General features: G+C 48.8%; 11 protein-coding genes and 1 other RNA gene. 2 read left to right on the top strand and 10 right to left on the bottom strand.

Annotated features, from left to right (window positions below; translation table 11 throughout):
* Positions 1–3: 3 nt before the first annotated feature.
* The 9 genes from mraY to rnpB all read right to left on the bottom strand — a co-directional run bounded on the left by mraY (position 4) and on the right by rnpB (position 11,813).
* On the bottom strand, positions 4–1,173 hold the full coding sequence (gene mraY, locus ACO0LB_RS05215; protein WP_423047168.1) for a phospho-N-acetylmuramoyl-pentapeptide-transferase: 1,170 nt from the start codon (positions 1,171–1,173) through the stop codon (positions 4–6).
* A gap of 1 nt (position 1,174) precedes the next feature.
* A complete protein-coding gene (locus tag ACO0LB_RS05220) occupies positions 1,175–2,596 on the bottom strand; it encodes a UDP-N-acetylmuramoyl-tripeptide--D-alanyl-D-alanine ligase (protein WP_423047170.1) in 1,422 nt (473 codons plus the stop codon).
* Positions 2,596–4,122, bottom strand: a complete 1,527-nt coding sequence (locus tag ACO0LB_RS05225; protein WP_423047172.1) for a UDP-N-acetylmuramoyl-L-alanyl-D-glutamate--2,6-diaminopimelate ligase — start codon at positions 4,120–4,122, stop codon at positions 2,596–2,598. Before ACO0LB_RS05225 ends, ACO0LB_RS05220 begins: the two co-directional genes overlap by 1 nt.
* On the bottom strand, positions 4,122–5,885 hold the full coding sequence (locus ACO0LB_RS05230) for a peptidoglycan D,D-transpeptidase FtsI family protein (RefSeq protein ID WP_423047174.1): 1,764 nt from the start codon (positions 5,883–5,885) through the stop codon (positions 4,122–4,124). Before ACO0LB_RS05230 ends, ACO0LB_RS05225 begins: the two co-directional genes overlap by 1 nt.
* Positions 5,882–6,157, bottom strand: a complete 276-nt coding sequence (ftsL, locus tag ACO0LB_RS05235) for a cell division protein FtsL (RefSeq protein ID WP_423047176.1) — start codon at positions 6,155–6,157, stop codon at positions 5,882–5,884. Before ftsL ends, ACO0LB_RS05230 begins: the two co-directional genes overlap by 4 nt.
* Complete coding sequence (gene rsmH, locus ACO0LB_RS05240; RefSeq protein ID WP_423047178.1) at positions 6,154–7,113, bottom strand: 16S rRNA (cytosine(1402)-N(4))-methyltransferase RsmH; 960 nt, start codon at positions 7,111–7,113, stop codon at positions 6,154–6,156. Before rsmH ends, ftsL begins: the two co-directional genes overlap by 4 nt.
* Positions 7,114–7,122: 9 nt before the next feature.
* Positions 7,123–7,551 carry a division/cell wall cluster transcriptional repressor MraZ gene (mraZ, locus tag ACO0LB_RS05245; RefSeq protein ID WP_423047180.1) on the bottom strand — a complete coding sequence of 143 codons (429 nt, stop codon included), beginning with the start codon at positions 7,549–7,551 and terminating at the stop codon, positions 7,123–7,125.
* A 348-nt stretch (positions 7,552–7,899) separates the two neighbouring features.
* Complete coding sequence (locus ACO0LB_RS05250; protein ID WP_423047182.1) at positions 7,900–11,091, bottom strand: EAL domain-containing protein; 3,192 nt, start codon at positions 11,089–11,091, stop codon at positions 7,900–7,902.
* Positions 11,092–11,463: 372 nt separating this feature from the next.
* Positions 11,464–11,813, bottom strand: an RNA gene (gene rnpB / locus ACO0LB_RS05255) — RNase P RNA component class A.
* A gap of 110 nt (positions 11,814–11,923) precedes the next feature.
* On the opposite strand from rnpB, the gene ACO0LB_RS05260 reads away from it, so the two are divergent.
* The gene (locus ACO0LB_RS05260) at positions 11,924–13,636 is read left to right on the top strand and encodes a thiamine pyrophosphate-binding protein (protein WP_423047183.1); all 1,713 of its coding nucleotides are present in this window, start codon (positions 11,924–11,926) and stop codon (positions 13,634–13,636) included.
* 47 nt (positions 13,637–13,683) lie between these two features.
* Positions 13,684–14,868, top strand: a complete 1,185-nt coding sequence (locus ACO0LB_RS05265; protein WP_423047185.1) for an MFS transporter — start codon at positions 13,684–13,686, stop codon at positions 14,866–14,868.
* A 292-nt stretch (positions 14,869–15,160) separates the two neighbouring features.
* On the opposite strand, the gene ACO0LB_RS05270 is transcribed toward ACO0LB_RS05265, so the two are convergent.
* Complete coding sequence (locus tag ACO0LB_RS05270; protein WP_423047187.1) at positions 15,161–17,491, bottom strand: methyl-accepting chemotaxis protein; 2,331 nt, start codon at positions 17,489–17,491, stop codon at positions 15,161–15,163.
* Positions 17,492–18,068: the final 577 nt, after the last annotated feature.

Genomic DNA, 18,068 nt, shown 5'->3' on the forward strand with positions numbered 1-18,068 from the left:
CAATCAGCGTAATTTCAGGGACGATAAACCGACCAGCACAAGCAACATCGTAATGATCCAGAAGCGAATCACCACCTGTGTTTCTTTCCAGCCTTTTTTCTCAAAGTGATGATGTAACGGCGCCATCAGAAATAAACGACGCCCTTCGCCAAATCGCTTTTTCGTATATTTGAAGTAGGTGACCTGCAAGATAATCGACAGTGTTTCTGCAACAAAAATACCGCCCATGATGAACAAAACAATTTCCTGACGAACAATGACCGCAATCGTCCCCAACGCCCCGCCCAATGCCAGTGCGCCTACATCGCCCATAAACACTTGAGCAGGGTGCGCGTTAAACCATAAAAATGCCAAACCAGCGCCTGCCATAGAGCCGCAGAAAATCAATAATTCACCAGAACCTGGAATATGAGGGATTAACAGATAGCGGGAATATCCAACATGTCCCGATAAATAAGCAAACAATCCGAGCGCTGTGCCAACCATGATGATAGGCATAATGGCAAGACCATCCAGACCATCAGTAAAGTTCACAGCATTACTGGTGCCGACAATCACACAATAGGTCAGCGCGATGAATCCCCAAACGCCAAGCGGATAGCTGACCGATTTAAAAAACGGTACGATCAAGTCTGCCTTTGGTGGCAAATCCATATTGAAGCCGGACTGTATCCAGGCGAACAATAGTTCCAGAATTTTAGAACTGCTTGGTGCGGACACAGAAAAGGCCAGATAAAATGCCGCGGCCAGCCCCACCACTGATTGCCAGAAATATTTTTCTCTGGAGCGCATTCCTTCGGGGTCTTTGTAAACCACTTTACGATAATCATCCACCCAGCCGACGGCTCCGTATCCCAGCGTCACGATCAGAACAACCCAGATAAAGCGATTACTCAGATCGCACCACAACAAAGTGGAGACGGCGATAGAGATAAGTATCAGCACGCCGCCCATCGTTGGCGTACCGGATTTGACCAGATGTGTTTCCATCCCATAAGCGCGTACTGCCTGTCCTACCTTCAAGCGGGTCAGCATACGGATCACAGCCGGACCGGCAAAAATGCCGATCGACAAGGCTGTCATTGTGGCGAATACTGCGCGAAATGTAATAAAACCAAAGACGCGCAACAATCCCAGATCCTGTTTAAAAAATTCTGCCAACCAGAGCAACATGCTAATGAGTTCCTTTTGTTTTTTGTTGTGATGAAATATTGGTAAGACCTGATGAATGCTCCGGTGACAACAAATGTGCAACCACACGCTCCATTTTCATGAACCGCGAACCTTTCACCAATACGGTGGTATCGCTTTGAACCTGCGTATCCAGCTCTGCCAGTAACAACGGCAAATCGGTGTAATATCGCGCGGTTTTGCCATAAGCATCGGCGGTATGCCGAACTAGCTCGCCCATCAGAAATATTTTTGTAATTCCACGCTCAACGGCATAACGACCGATTTCACGGTGAAACTCTGGGCCGTTATCTCCGACCTCGCCCATATCACCCAGCACTAATATCTGATCACGGCCCAACTGCGCCAGAACATCAATAGCTGCCCGTACGGAGTCAGGATTGGCATTGTAAGTATCATCAATGACGAGTGCACCGTTAGGCGCCTGTTTGCGCTGCAGACGGCCACTGACAGGGTTAAAGTTCTGCAAACCCTCTATGATTTTTTGATTTGAAATACCAATGCTGCTGCAACATGCAACAGCGGCAAGTGCATTGAGCACGTTATGCTGCCCCGCTGCTTGTAAATTGACTGTGAAAGTCTGACCAGACAAAACGATAGTCAGTTCGCTACCAAAAGCACCAGCCTGATAATGACCCGACACATCGGCATCAGGCGTTAAACCAAAGCTGATCAGCTTGCGCTGACCTGTGCGCTGTGCGTAACTGCGCCATAGGTCACTATATTCATCGTCTGCCGGAAAAACAGCAACGCCGTCATCTGGCAAGGCGAGCAAAGCAGCACCGTTTTCCTCAGCAACTGCCTGAACTGTCTGCATAAACTCCTGATGTTCACGTTGCGCATTATTCACCAGCACGACAGTCGGTAACGCCACTGATGCCAGCAAAGCGATTTCGCCGGGATGATTCATTCCCATCTCAATGACGGCAGCCTGATGCGCGGCAGTCAGACCCAAGATCGTCAGCGGCACACCAATCTCATTATTCAGATTACCTGCAGTTGACAGTCGATTCCCGGCACCAAAAGCAGCCGCCAAGATAGCAGCAATCATTTCTTTGACCGTAGTTTTTCCATTGCTACCCGTCACACCAATCACTGGCAAGGTAAATTGCTGACGCCAATAACGCGCAATGTCTGCCAATGCCTGCTTAGTATCGGGCACCAGTAAAGCAGGCAGACTAAATCCTTCTGGTAAATATTGCGCAACAACGGCAACGGCACCCGTTTGTGCAATTTGTGGCAAAAAATCATGCGCATCGAACTGATCACCACGCAATGCAACAAACAGGTCACCGGGCTTGATTTTTCTGCTATCAGTGCTGACATCAGTAATATCAACAGAGGTACCATTGATCATCTGGCTGCCACTGATTACCAGCTGTAATTCATGAAGTGAGCAATGCATTAACTGACCCTTTTCATATTGCCGCTCGTCGCCACAGTTGCCAGTGCCAGCGATGCATGTTGTTCATCTGAAAAAGGCCATTTTTTTCCATTGATATCCTGATAGGTTTCGTGACCTTTTCCGGCCAGTAAAACAACATCCTGATTCGTTGCATGTTTGATCGCAAACAAAATAGCGTTCGCGCGGTCTTCAATGACTTGCGGCGAACCTGTCATCCCCTGCAAAATATCCTGAATAATTGTTGCAGGAACTTCAGTGCGTGGATTGTCGCTGGTTACCACGACATGTTGGGCGATTTCAGCAATTTTCCCCATTTGTGGACGTTTGCCAGGGTCACGGTCTCCGCCGCAACCAAACACACACCACAGTTCGCCATGACGTTCATCTGCGACTCGCTTTAATGCTTCTAATGTTTTTTCGAGAGCATCGGGGGTATGTGCGTAATCAATGACGACCATGACATGCCCAGCCGTACCCAGCAATTGCATACGACCAGGAACAGGCGGTAATTTTTCTATCGTGCTGACCACTTTATTCCAGCTGATGCCTTTACTCAGCATCACAGCCATCACAGCCAGAATATTACTAACATTAAAACGACCAATGAGCTGCGTCTTTACCAGACCGGAGCCAAACGGGGATTCAAGATGAAAACTGGTACCGGCATGCGTCGTTTTTAAATGACTGGCACGCAAGACTTCCAGGCCTGGAATATTGTTTTCCTCTAGCGTGTAAGCGATACATCTTGTCTTCCCACCTGCAGTTTGCATCTGCGCTATCAATGTCGCACCGAAGGGGTCATCCAGATTAATGACTGCCGTTGTCAGGGTTGACCATTGAAACAGGATACTCTTGGCCTGTGCATAGGCCGCCATATCACCGTGATAATCCAGATGGTCGCGGGTCAGATTCGTCAGCACTGCGACATCAACATGCAATCCGTTCAGGCGCCCTTGCTGCAATCCGATAGAGGATGCTTCAATCGCCAGAGCATCTGCACCTTGAGTGCGCAAATCAGCCAACTGACGCTGCAAGTTAATCGCATCAGGAGTGGTATAACCCGTTTCTGCCAATGCTCCTGCTATGCCATTTTTATATTGACCGACGCCCAGCGTTCCAATCACTGCCGTATTCAACCCGTTCAAAGACAAGGCTTTTGCAAGCCATTGTGTGCATGAAGTTTTACCATTCGTTCCGGTCACGGCAACAGAAAATAGTGGTTGCTCAGATTGACCGTACCATGCGCTCGCAATATTGCCGAGAACTGTGTTGAGCTGGGATACGCCTTGATGTGGTACCGTCAGCGTCTCATCCCAGACAAAGTTATCAGCCTCATAAACGACTGCCACTGCACCGCTATCAATCGCATGACGAATGTGCGCACGACCATCACTGTGATGTACGAGCGCGGCAAAAAATATATCGCCCTGACGAATGGTGCGGGAATCCGAACTCAGTTGTGCATCAGGTGCGCATGCTTTCAGCCAATGAAGTAACTCTTCCATGGAAAATTCTGTTTGATTCATTACATACTCTCCTGAACACTGTTGTCAGGAATAATGCTGGTGATGGAGGAATCAGGTGGCACATTCAATGAACGCAATACATTTGCCGTAATTGCGGCAAACACCGGAGCCGCAACGATCCCACCGTAATATCCACCGGCAGTAGGCTCGTCTATCATCACGGCCACAATCACGCGCGGGTTAGACACTGGTGCGAATCCGACAAAATCACCGACATATTTATTGACGTAACGACCGCCTTCAAGTTTATGCGCGGTACCTGTTTTACCTGCAACTCGATATCCGGCAACGCGCGCCTGTGTCGCAGTTCCTCCAGGCTCTGTGACGGACTCCATCATCAGTCGCATTTGTTTGGCAGTTTTTTCTGAAATGACACGATGGCCTTTTGGTGTTTCCGATGAACGCTGAAAGGTCAGTGGGATCAGATCACCATCACGGGCAAAAATCATATAGGCACGCGCCATCTGTATCAGCGATACCGAAATACCATGCCCGTAGCTCATGGTTGCTTGCTCAATCGGACGCCATGTTTTGAAATTACGCAAACGTCCAGCCACCGCGCCCGGAAAACCAAATTTTGGCTGCTGACCAAAACCGACGGTGGTAAACATCTCCCACATTTCCTGTGGGGGCATTTGCAAAGCCATTTTAACGGTACCGATATTGGATGATTTTTGTATCACCTGAGCTACTGTCAATGCACCTTGTTTATGTGCATCGTGAATCACCGCAGGCCCGATTGTCATCACTCCGGGTGCGGTCTGTATCATCGTATCGGGCGTGACACGACCACTTTCCAGCGCCAACGCCACTGTGAACGGCTTCATGGTCGAACCTGGTTCAAAGGTGTCTGTCATGACACGATTACGCAACTGCGCGCCGGTCAGTACCGAACGATCATTGGGGTTATAGGTCGGCAAATTGACAAGCGCAAGTACCTCGCCAGTTTTAGCATCCAGCACCACCGCACCACCAGCCTTGGCCTTGTGTTTTTCAACCGCTTCTTTCAGATGAGTGAATGCGATATATTGAATCTTGCTATCCACCGACAACGTCAGGTCTTTGCCATCATGAGGCTCGCGCACAGCCTGAATATCTTCAACAATGCGACCCAATCTGTCTTTGATCACACGGCGACTGCCAGTTTTTCCAGCCAGATTTTTTTCCGAAGCAAGCTCAATACCTTCTTGTCCGATATCCTCAACATTGGTAAAGCCAACGACATGCGCCATGACTTCACCTTCCGGATAAAAACGTTTGTATTCTTTGCGCGTTTCGATGCCAGCGATCCCAAGCGCGACGATTTTTTCAGAAACAGCCGCTTCTACCTGACGCTTCAGGTAAACAAACTGACGATCAGAGTCCAATTTTTTGCGTAATTCAGATTCTGGCATCTCAAGTAACGCGGCCAGTTTCTGTAATTTTTCTTTAGGTGCCTGCAGAACATCGTCAGGAATAGCCCAGATTGCTTTCACAGGTACAGAAGAGGCTAAGACCTGCCCATTCCTGTCCGTGATTTTTCCACGTGTTGCAGGCAGCTCCAGTGTTCTGGCGTAGCGATTAGCACCTTGTTTTTGCAAAAACTCAGTGGTCATCCCTTGCAACCATAAAGCACGCGCCATCAAAGCGAGAAATGCGGCAAATAGTAAAAATAATACAAAGCGCGAACGCCAGGTTGGTAACTTTACTTCCAGAACAGGACTGGATGAAAATGCGACGCCGCGTCCTGCAGCCGTTCGCTGATTGTTGGCGGCACGGCTCATTTAGCCTCCACCGCTTTTAAATACTGCGTGCGTTCAGGCGTAACAGGAACCATATTCAGATCCCTCATCGCCGTTGCTTCTATCCGAGAATGCTTGCCGTAGGTAGATAAGTCCAGCTTAAGCTGAGACCATTGCAATTCAAACTGTTTGGACAAACTTTGCTCGCGCTCAAGTTCGATAAACAACCTGCGCGCCTGATATTGTGAGTTGATAAGCGAGAGTGCGCTGACGATCAGCGCCATCGCCAGCACAATACTCAGACGATTCGTCATGCCTGCACCTCAGGCAAACGCTCGGCAACGCGCAAAATCGCAGAACGGGCACGCGGGTTGGCCGTGACTTCCGATTCTGAAGGTTTAATCCGGTTCAGTAAGCGCATTTGCGCCTGAGGCAAATCAACGTGACGTATCGGCAAGCGACGATCAGGCTGCTCTACTTTAACTTTAGAGGCGAAGAATTGTTTAACAATTCTGTCTTCAAGAGAATGAAAACTGATGACAGACATGCGACCATGCGGCGCCAGTGCATCATAAGCAGCTGCCAGACCTATTTCGAGATCTTCGAGCTCTTTATTGATGAAAATCCGTATAGCCTGAAAGGTGCGAGTTGCCGGGTCCTTGCCCTTCTCGCGAGTTTTGACGGCGTGTGCGACGAGTTCTGCAAGCTGTCGGGTTCCAGTAATGGGCGCTGTCTGCCGGCGAGCAACAATCGCCTTTGCAATCTGAAAAGCAAACCGTTCTTCCCCATAATTTTTTATAACCTCCCTGATTTTTTCTTCTTCTTCAGTGGCCAGCCATTCCGCCGCAGAGATGCCCCTTGTGGTATCCATGCGCATATCAAGCGGACCATCTGCCCTGAAACTGAAACCTCGTGACGCGTCATCTACCTGCGGAGACGAAATGCCTAAATCCATCAAAATGCCATCAACTTGCGTGACGCCACGTTCCGCCAGAGAACTTCCAATGCTGGCGAAGCTGTCATGCACAATCTGAAAACGTGCATCGTTGATCTGCTCGGCGTTCGCAATTGCCTGCGTATCTTTATCAAATGCAATCAAACGCCCATCTGGAGCGAGCTGGCTTAATATCAGGCGACTATGCCCTCCACGGCCAAAAGTTCCGTCCACATAGATGCCTCCGGCACGTTCGCCGGAAATCCCTAAAGCATCTACCGCTTCATTTAAAAGCACCGTCTGGTGCGTGAATTCTGTCGCCTGCTGAATCGTCATCGCCCGCGATCAAAAAGAAAAATTACTCAAGACATCAGGAATGCCGCCAGCAACTGCCTGCGCTTCATTTTCAGCCAGCTTGCCAGCATCCCAGATTTCGAAATGATTACCCATACCTAATAACATCACATCACGCTGCATACCGACTGCGCTCCGCAATTCGGGAGCCACCAGAATGCGACCAGCGCTATCCATTTCCAAATCAAAAGCGTTACCCAAAAAAATTCGTTTCCAGTCACGTGCCTGCATAGGCCAAGCTGAAATTTTTTCTCTGTGAGATTCCCATATTGGGCGAGGGAAAAGTAGCAAACAACCATCAGGATGCCGTGTCAGCGTTAATCTGCCTTCACATTGAACAGCGAGCGCGTCACGGTGCCTGGCAGGAATAGACATTCTGCCTTTTGCATCGAGATTAAGTGCGGATGCGCCCTGAAACACGTTGACAACCTTTTCCTTCGTTTTTTACAGATGTGACCGAATTTGTAACGATATATGAAAAATTTGAATTTACTCCACAAAATTACACTTTTTCACACTATCTCCCACTTTAGAGGATGCATTCGGGCAGGTCAAGCTGATTTGATGACAAAAATGTGAAATTCTTTAATAAAGTCAATGACTTAGCTCAAGTAACAAAAGTGGGATGGCGAGCGAAATACTCTGATAAATGAAGGACTTACGAACTGAAGTGAAGGTTACACATGATACGAAAGTCAATTTCGTACTGTAACAATGAGGAAATATGGCCTGGAATCAGGCTTGGAACATGAACGGCGTACCAAAAAGTCAGGTAGTAGCGCTGGCGGCCTGTTTTTGTAGTAATTGCAAAAATTCTTTGTCAGGAATGGCCTTACTGAAATAAAACCCCTGATATTCATCACACTTGCATTCAAGCAGCGTAGCCAATTGTGTCGGTGAATCCACCCCCTCTGCAATGACTTTCAAACCCAGCGTATGCGCCATGGCGACGATTGCCAATACGATTGCCGTATCATTGGGGTCATCAGGAATATCACGGATAAATGAACGATCCACCTTGACGCTATCCACAGGGAAACGCTTCAGATACGCCAGCGAAGAATAACCAGTACCAAAATCATCGATTGATAAGGTAAAACCCGCCTGCTTGAGTCCATCCATCAGCGCAATGGCCTGTTCACGGTTATGCATGACCATACTTTCCGTGATTTCAAACTCGATCGACTGCGAAGGAACGCGCCAGAAATCAATGACGCTTTTCACTTCTTCCAGCATATTGACATCGTTAAATTGCGAACCGGACAAATTGATCGCCACACGTCCAAAGTGCTTATCAGCTGCACGGAAACTGAGAATATCACGGCATGCAATATCCAGTACCAGCATCCCCAGACGGGCAATTAATCCTGCCTCTTCTGCCAGCGTAATAAAGTCCCCCGGATAGAGGATACCTTTTTCAGGATGATTCCAGCGCACCAGTGCCTCAGCGCCGACAATCCGCCCAGACTGCAGATCGACTTTAGGCTGATAGTAGACGACAAATTCACGCCGCTCCAGGGCCTTGCGCAAACGAGCCTCAAATGCAAGACGCTCTACCGTGTGTATGTTCATTTCAGACGCATAAAACTGGTAGTTATCCTTGCCCTTGTTTTTGGCCCGATACATGGCAATGTCGGCATTTTTCAATAAAGTCTGCGCATCCTTGCCATCTGCCGGATAAGTCGCAATACCAACGCTGGCACTCAACTGGCATTCCTGACCATCAATCTCAAAAGGTTGCGATGCTTCATAAAGTAATTTATCCGCGATATCACCCAGATCACGAGGTTCGGCGTATTGATCAATTAACAGGATGAACTCATCACCACCAACACGAGCAATCACATCAGACTCACGCAAGCAACGACGGAAACGCTGCGCCACATGGCACAAAACTTTGTCTCCTTCGTCATGACCAAAGGTGTCGTTGATATTTTTAAAACGATCCAGATCCAGAAAAATAACCGCCAACTCACTCCTGTTACGCTCGGCAATGGCCAATGACTTTGACAGATGCTGGTTATACAAAAACCGGTTAGGCAAACCAGTAAGCTCATCGTAATGGGCAAGACGCAGGATTTTCCTTTCTGAACGACGTCCTTCTATCGCAATACCCGCAATATCTGTCGTAATACCAATCAGGCTTAAATCTCTATCCGTCAATACCTGTAAACCGGACAAAAATAATGTAAAACTACCAAGCAACTGGCCATTTTTCCCTACGACTGGCCAAGCACCGCCTGCCGAAAACTCGGCCAATTGCTCTAAGCCATTCACAAACTGCATCGTTAAATCTTGCTGTAAATCCGCCGCCCAGACAGGCGATGCCTGCAAAATGGCTTCGTTCCAGACGCCACTGCCATGTGCAACTGGCAAGCCCGGTAATTGGTGCTTAAGGACAGATGGGAAACGACTCCCCATTGCCAAAGACAATGTACGCTGATCATCGGACAGTAACTGTATGCCCGTACACCAATGCGGACAGAGCTTTTCCACAAACTCGCACACGGCATCGAGGATATAAGGTAACTCATCACCGCCGCCGATCAGTTGCAGCAGACGATTCTGGCCCTGGAGCAAATGTTCTGTGTATTTTCTTGTATTGATATCGCGCTCAACACAAAACAACAACAATTCACCATCCACCTCAACGCGACTTAGAGAAACCTCAATATGCTGTTGCTGCCCCTCTCGCTGAGTCACCCACTCAAACCGTTGCGGCTCTCCATGAAACGCCTGATCGACCAGCTTCACTACCAGACTGTCTTTATCCAGACCAGGTGAGTTGGCCACATGTTGATTTTCATTAGAAAAACTGCCGACCCGCTTTCCAATGACATCGGCCGTGCTTTTCACACCAAATAATTTGAGCGCAGCCGGATTGCAGTCAACATAAATATAATCCCGGTTAATCAGCAAAATGGCATCCTGCGCCCCTGTGTACAACAACCGGTAGCGACTTTCACTGGCTTCCAGCCGTGCCTTCGATGCCTGCAAATAGCGTAGCTGCCACAACATCAGCATCGCCAACGTCAAAATGAACATCGTCGTTCCAGCAGCAAACAGGATTCTTTGCTTTAACCTTGCACGCCAGTCAACAAGAATATTGTCCATTTCACGCGCATATACCAGCGTCAACGGAAATTCCGGAATCTTGCGATACGTATAGAGCAGATTGCCTCCAGCTCCGACAAGGGGTTTATCCTCAACACTTCCTTCAGCCAGTTCGCTGTCGAGGGCATTCGTCAATGCAGACGCTTCTAACTTCTGACTGAAATAACGGGGGTCAAACGGCGCACGGGCAAATATGTGGCCTTTTGTGTCATGCAACGAGATAACCGCGCTATTACCCTGCGCAATCCGTTCATAAAATTCTTGAAAATACCTCAGCTTGATATCGATCTGAATAATCCCAAACTGCCGCCCCTGATGATCGTAGATATTTCTCGCCATCGGTAATATCCATTGATCCGAAAATGGCACCAGAACTGCATCGCCAATGATGATTTGAGTGTTGTGCGGATCATCGAGCAACGACTTGATGTGCTTCTGTCCCAACAAATTTTGATCGGAGACCAATAAGGGCTGCGTTGAAAGCCAACGCACACCATCTGCATTAATCAGGGAAACAGCATATAAAAACGGCACATCCTGACGCTGATTGCTCAAGATAGGCAGGATGGCATTTTTTTGTTTTGCAGGATCAGTGATTGCAGTGTGGATTTCTTCGCTCACGACACTAACAACGCGGGCAGCACCGTGCATCACGCGACTGGCATGCTCTTCCAAGGTACGGGCAGCAAGATAATTATGTTCCTGTGCAGTAGCAACTGTAATGGTTTTATCTTCGGTAACAGACCAATAACTCTGGGCAATAATCGCCACCAGAATCAGACAAATACACAATACAACTGCCCCGAACGGGACTTCCTGATCTCCGCTGATGCCTGCTGTCTCCATGCGTTCGCGATGCCATAGGAATGATGAAAATACGAATCTGCTTCGGTGTCTGGCTAGCTTTTTATATCGACGACTTATTTTGCGTTATTGATTTGCGCCATTGATGTCAGTTGATGCATACCGGATGCGACAAGCATATCAAACTTCAATCGACTTTTTATCAAGTTGCACAACTAAAAAAAAGAAATGTCGCGGATCGCTCAAAGAATACGAACCGTGCGAACAAGCGAATTGGAGACAGGAAAGTGATTACAACGCAATGATTACAACGCAAAACGTGCGGTTTCGTACTGAGTTGACGAATGAATGTACCCTGAAGACAAAAAGCTGATGCTGGATTACCGATATTTTGTCTCAATATTGGATGGTAAAAATTGAAGCAGGCCGATAGGCCGGATTCTGTTACGGCATGCTGCATTGCTGCAACGCACTATGACAATCATTCCTCTAGGCGACGGATTGCTCCGCCGCTCAAGCTTTCTACCCGCACGCTCCGCGAGCCACCTCAACGCGTGCCTATTTGAAATTGCTCCGGGTGGAGGTTACCGCGTTTCACCGTAACTAAATACGCTCGTCTCTGTGGCCCTATTCCTCGCCTTATACCTCGGCTTGCGCTCTGGCTTTCAACGTACGGCCGTTAGCCGTCACCCTGCTCTATGGAGTCCGGACCTTCCTCCCGTCACCATATTGCTATGGCGACCAGCGATTGTCTGGCCTGCTTCGGGCGCTATTCTACCCTAGTCGCACGGCATTCCGTAAATTGCCTTCATAAGCACAGCACATCTGGGTAACTTTCTGATAGCGTAGCTGTTTTATTTTTCGTGTGTATATCATGCTGAAATCGCGCTCAGGTGGTCAATTAATTGTTGATGCATTACAAATTCATGGTGTCGATACCATTTTTGGTGTGCCTGGAGAAAGCTATCTGGCTGTGTTGGACGCGCTGCACGACAGCCCCATACGATTCATCATCAACCGTCAAGAAGGTGGCTCAGCCTTCATGGCAGATACCTATGGGAAAATGACAGGCAAACCAGGCATCTGTTTCGTGACCCGAGGGCCTGGTGCCACCAATGCCGCCATCGGTGTGCATACAGCGTTTCAGGACTCCACCCCTATGATTGTCTTTGTCGGTCAGGTGGGGAACGACTTTGTTGAGCGGGAAGCGTTTCAGGAAATCGACTATCGCCGCATGTTTGGCACCATGACAAAATGGGTGGCACAAATAGACCGGGCAGATCGTGTGCCAGAATATATTGCTCACGCCTTTCAAATTGCCACCAGCGGTCGTCCAGGACCGGTAGTGCTGGCATTACCGGAAGATATGCTGGCCTCAGTTGCTACCGTGGCAGACACGCGTCGTTATACACCGGTACAAGCCTCCCCTTCACCACAACAACTGGCGCAATTACGGAATATGCTGGCGGTCTCACAACGTCCTGTATTACTGATCGGAGGCAGCGGCTGGGATCATACAGCCTGCGAAAATATCCGTGACTTTGCCAGTAGCAATCACCTGCCACTAGCTTGTGCATTCCGCTTCCAGGATCTGATTGACCATGCTCATCCGAATTACGTCGGCGATGTCGGTATTGGCATCAACCCAGCGCTCGCTGCACGTATCAAAGATGCCGATCTGATCATTGCTATTGGTCCGCGTCTCGGAGAAATGACCACCGGTGGATATACCGTCATCGAAGCACCAGTACCTAAACAAAAGCTCATCCATATCCACAGCGATGCGCTGGAACTGGGGCGGGTGTACCAGGCCGATCTGATGATTAATAGCGGCATGAAAGAAATTGCAGAAGCACTGGCAGACATGGGCACTTTGGACGCCAGTACAAAATGGCAGCACAGCGTATCCGAAGCAAGAGCGGATTTACTGGCATGGCAACAAGAGCCCGCTATTTTTGCGAAAGAAAATGCCCCGCTGAATTTGTGGCAAGTGGTGCAAGACATCATGCAGCAAACTCCGGCGGACACCATCATCACCAATGGCGCAGGCAATTACGCTACCTGGGCACATCGCTATTTCCGTTATGGCGGATTCCGCACCCAGCTGGCGCCGACTTCAGGCGCGATGGGTTACAGCGTTCCTTCCGGCGTGGCTGCCAAACTCATTGCACCGGAACGCACCGTCATCACGTTTGCGGGCGATGGCGAATATCTGATGAACGGGCAGGAACTTGCTACCGCAGTGCAGTACAAAGCTGGTGTCATCATCATCGTGTTCAATAACAGTATGTACGGCACCATCCGTATGCATCAGGAAAAAGAATTTCCGGCGCGGGTTTCCGGTACGGCATTGCAAAATCCAGACTTTGCCGCTCTCGCCCGCGCATTCGGGGCGCATGGGGAAACAGTCGAGCAGACAGCCGATTTTGCACCAGCGCTGCAACGGGCGATCGAACATAGCAGAACACAGCAACTGCCCGCATTGATTGAATTGCGTTACGATGGAAACCTGATCACACCCGGTGCGACGCTGAATCATCTGCGTCAGGTCGCGCTGGACTCTGGCAAGGTGATCAGCGGCACCTGATTGCGCTCAGTCCGAGTGCAGCCGAATGATAGGTAAATGGATCAGCGATGAGCAAAGCAAGCCTCCCGAAGAGTATCTGGGTTCTCGGATTCGTCAGTATGCTGATGGATATTTCTTCTGAAATGATCCATAGCCTGTTGCCGATGTTCATGGTGGGTACACTCGGCATCAGTGTCTTTGCCGTTGGTCTGATCGATGGCATTGCAGAATCGACGACCTTGTTGGTCAAAGTATTCTCTGGTGCGCTCAGTGACAGACTCGGTAAACGCAAAGCTCTTGCCGTGTTTGGTTATGGCATGAGCGCATTCACCAAACCACTGTTTGCCATCGCTCAAGGAATGGGTCTGCTTCTGACTGCCCGCTTGATGGATCGCATCGGCAAGGGAATACGTGGCGCGCCACGCGATGCGCTGATTGCCGATATCACACCGGCCGCAATACGCGGCGAAGCATTTGGTTTGCGCCAATCGCTGGATACGATCGGCGCCGTCATCGGCCCACTACTGGCAACCGGCCTGATGCTGTTATGGGCCAACGATTTCCGGCAAATTTTCTGGCTCGCAGTTATCCCGGGTCTGGGTGCCATGTTGTTACTTTTTTTTGGTGTCCACGAGCCAGCAACCGCTCCTGTCAAACATGCTGGCAATCCAGTCAGTCTGCACAATCTGAAGCGCATGGGCCGTACTTACTGGTGGATCGTTGCCATGGGCAGCATTTTTACACTGGCTCGCTTCAGTGAGGCTTTTCTGGTCTTACGCGCGCAACAGTTAGCGATTCCGGTTGCGCTGGTGCCACTGGTCATGGTGGCCATGAATCTGGTCTATGCGGCATCAGCATATCCGTTTGGAAAGCTATCCGACCGCGTCTCCCATCAGCAGTTGTTAGCAGCCGGACTGTTGGTGTTGATTGCATCTGATCTGGTACTGGGTTTCAGTACAAAGTGGGCGGGGTTGCTGGGTGGAATTGCTTTATGGGGTATTCATATGGGGATGACACAAGGGCTGCTTGCCAGCATGGTTGCTGCCAGCGCACCACCTGATTTGCGGGGAACGGCATTTGGATTTTTTAATCTGGCCAGCGGTGTGGGATTATTACTCGCCAGTGTGATCGCCGGTTTGCTATGGCAGGAATTTGGCGCTTCTTTTACTTTTTACACCGGCGCCGTGTTTGCCGGCCTTAGCTTACTTGCGCTGCTACTGTCATCCAGATATGGTCTGATCAATCGCTCTTGAAATGATGTGAGCGACTACCATATCCAACGTCTTTGTAAAGAATGCGAAAAATACATTCAGGCAATTGATTCGACAATATATTGGACCATATATCGCACCATATATCGGACTATACAACTGACACCAGTGTCAGATGCCAGCACCAGACAATATTGAATTTTCATGAGCAAAATCCAGCACTCACAAAAAAACACGATGATCTGTTGTCAGATCATCGTGTTCATCAAATGACAGTCATCCACTGCGTATTGCTCAGAAATCCACTCACAGTATGTATCAGATATCCGTCAGCTTACTGAAATCCGAGACGCTTCACTTCTGACAATACCAACACCACTTCGCTGGTTGCTCCTGAAAATGGCGTACCGTGAGCCAGCGCATCTTCGGCCTGCTCATAGGACCCCTGATTAATCAGCTCACCAACTTGACCGGCAATTTTATGAAAACGTGCATGTTTTTCCACCAATGCCGTAAACGTCTGCCGCTCGCGCAGACGCTGGCCATCTGCATAAATCCACTTACCTAAAGCACAACAATCATCACGTGATAATGTTTTCACGTCGACACGCTCTGCTTTTTCTATCGATTCACGCAACTTCACTTTCCATTGGCGATGTGCATCGATAATCATATCTACATCAATTCCTTCAACGAGGGCCGAAGATTTATTCCCTGGCAAACGGAACTCATCCACTTGTGCGGCCAGACGCACGGCAACTCCTCGTTGAGAATTAGCAGATGCAGCTGTTTCTTCCACCAAAGTCGCGTTTGCCTGGGTGTTGCGATCCAGTTCACTGATCGCCTGACCAATTTGCGCTACTCCCATACTTTGTTCACGCGCGCCGTTGGCAACATCATCCAACAAATGCTTGATACGGTCTGCATTTTCCACAATTTCGGTCATCGTATGTCCAGCATTCCTGACAACAACAGTACCCGCCTCAATTTGTTCTGTGCTGCTGGTAATCAAGCTCTTGATTTCTCTGGCGGCATCGGCGCTACGCGCCGCCAATGCGCGTACCTCGGTTGCAACAACAGCAAAACCACGTCCTTGCTCACCAGCGCGTGCCGCTTCAACAGCCGCATTCAGCGCCAGAATATTCGTCTGGAATGCAATACCATCAATCACACTGATAATGTCACTGATTTTTTTGGATGAATCCTGAATATTTTCCATCGTCTGTACGACATCCTGCATGACCTGCCCGCCACGGGTTGCCGTTGCCGCGTTATCAATCGAAATCTGGGATGCCTGACGTACCGACTCCGCCGTCATCTGCACTGTCGATGTGGTCTGTTCCAGCGCCGCTGACGATTGCTCCAGAGCCGATGCAGCAGATTCTGTACGTGCAGATAAATCATGCGTCCCCTGGGCAATCTCAATACTGGAGCGGACTACATGATCGCTGGCCACCTGTACTTGCTGTACGGTATCGATCAAAGAGCGCTGCATATTGGCGACTTCCTTGAGCATGCCAGCCATTTCGTCTTTACCTTTAGGGCGAATATCCGCACGCAGATCACCCATCGCAATATTAATCAGTTGGCGTCGCAGTTGCTTGAACCCGCCTATCATCGAACGATAAAAACCAATGAACAGATAGCTAGCTAATACCAGACCTAATACAGAAATTGCCAGCGTAATCCACAAACCTTTACGTAAATCATTTTGTCTGTCTGCCAGCATGGAATCAAGTACCTGCAGGTTCTTACTGACTTGTGCAAACTGTAACTGCAAGGTTTGGTTTGCTGCGGCAATGTAGGCGGCACGATCACCTGTAGCCTCTGTCTGACCAACCGGAAACGTTTTTCGTACTAAGCCGACAAAGTCCGTTGTCGCATCCACAGCCGAGGTGGTCATAGATGAAAAATAAGCGGGTGCAGCCTTATGAACCTTGCCTAAATCATCCGCTGCCAGTTTTTTTTCATGGTCGATTACTGCCAATCTTTCCTGAATCTGCCTTGAGACATCGAACGCAACCTGTCCTGCTTTCAGTGCGCCGCCACCAAGGCCACGGAGTTCCGCAGTACTTTGGATAATTTCCGGAGCGCGCATCAGCACCGCGCTCATCAGATAATAGGAAGGAAGCTCAGGATCAAGCGCAAGACCCGAACCATCTGTCACTTTTTCCAGCAAACTCACCAGCGACCGTGATAATGCGACCATAGTCCTGCCAACATCCTCCGGCGTTGCCTGTGCGGTCTGCGCCTCTTTCAGGAGAGTACGCGCATTGCCGATGGCTTCCTTCGTACCAAGAAGATCGCTATATTCCTGATCCACCGCTTCTACTTTTTTAAACGCATCCTCAAAGGCGGCACGCGTTTCCGCGACTTGAGTATTACCTTCACCAAACGCTGCAATCCTTGCGTGATAACGCCAGGTTCCCGCCATATCAAGCGCTGGATAGACGGTCATCGCGTAGCGAATACCTGCGCGCTCCTTGTTTGCAAAGTCCAGATTATCACTGACAGAATGCAAATACGCAGCAAGCAACCAAACCAACGGCAGCAGAAATGCTGTCGAAATCAGTAACAATTTTGAGGGGAATCTCAATTGACGCATAATGTTGGCGCCAAGATTCCATATCCTGAAATTCATGATGACATTAAGAATTTTTTTCATATGGTGCTGGTCCAGTTAAAAAGTTGCTTTCCATCATAAGCGAAGAAATTCAAATATTTATTATCAGAACAGCACATTTTAAAAAATTTAATTTGTTTTAACGCCAATCAATATCATGAATTACTTAACAATAGAACTGACTGAAATTTGCCCGGGTAAGACATGCCGAGGAAAATCATACGTGTTTGTTAGTGGCGTTAACCCGGCTTTAACTCGGCGTTAACACGGCGTTGACTTGGATTCTACTGTGGGCTAATACAACAAAAATTGAGACAAAGCTGGAACGGTGTTGTGCCAATCCTGATATCAATATTGCTTGCTGATGACATGAAAGAAGCAGCAAAGGTAAAAAAAAGGTCCCCGAATCAATCGGCGACCTTTTAAATAAAAAACAATATATTGCTTAACGTGGCGCTATAGCGCCACATCGTATTTAATTAGTAATTTAATTAGAACTCATTTCATAAATAGGGTCTGTTAACTTTTTTCGGATTATGTTAACTTTGGAGCATGACACGAAGAGAAGAATTAACCGAAGATCAATGGAGCATATTGTCTCCCTTAATTCCAGAATCGA

The sequence above is a fragment of the Undibacterium sp. SXout7W genome (assembly GCF_049339385.1).
In the GTDB taxonomy this organism is placed as follows: Bacteria; Pseudomonadota; Gammaproteobacteria; order Burkholderiales; family Burkholderiaceae_D; genus Undibacterium.

Excerpts from the sequence above, each read along its gene's own strand:
- ACO0LB_RS05270 (WP_423047187.1), bottom strand. The coding sequence starts at position 17,491 with ATGAAAAAAATTCTTAATGTCATCATGAATTTCAGGATATGGAATCTT.
- ftsL (WP_423047176.1), bottom strand. The coding sequence starts at position 6,157 with ATGACGAATCGTCTGAGTATTGTGCTGGCGATGGCGCTGATCGTCAGC.
- ACO0LB_RS05265 (WP_423047185.1), top strand. The coding sequence starts at position 13,684 with ATGAGCAAAGCAAGCCTCCCGAAGAGTATCTGGGTTCTCGGATTCGTC.
- ACO0LB_RS05230 (WP_423047174.1), bottom strand. The coding sequence starts at position 5,885 with ATGAGCCGTGCCGCCAACAATCAGCGAACGGCTGCAGGACGCGGCGTC.
- ACO0LB_RS05260 (WP_423047183.1), top strand. The coding sequence starts at position 11,924 with ATGCTGAAATCGCGCTCAGGTGGTCAATTAATTGTTGATGCATTACAA.
- ACO0LB_RS05250 (WP_423047182.1), bottom strand. The coding sequence starts at position 11,091 with ATGGAGACAGCAGGCATCAGCGGAGATCAGGAAGTCCCGTTCGGGGCA.
- ACO0LB_RS05225 (WP_423047172.1), bottom strand. The coding sequence starts at position 4,122 with ATGAATCAAACAGAATTTTCCATGGAAGAGTTACTTCATTGGCTGAAA.
- rsmH (WP_423047178.1), bottom strand. The coding sequence starts at position 7,113 with ATGACGATTCAGCAGGCGACAGAATTCACGCACCAGACGGTGCTTTTA.
- ACO0LB_RS05220 (WP_423047170.1), bottom strand. The coding sequence starts at position 2,596 with ATGCATTGCTCACTTCATGAATTACAGCTGGTAATCAGTGGCAGCCAG.
- mraY (WP_423047168.1), bottom strand. The coding sequence starts at position 1,173 with ATGTTGCTCTGGTTGGCAGAATTTTTTAAACAGGATCTGGGATTGTTG.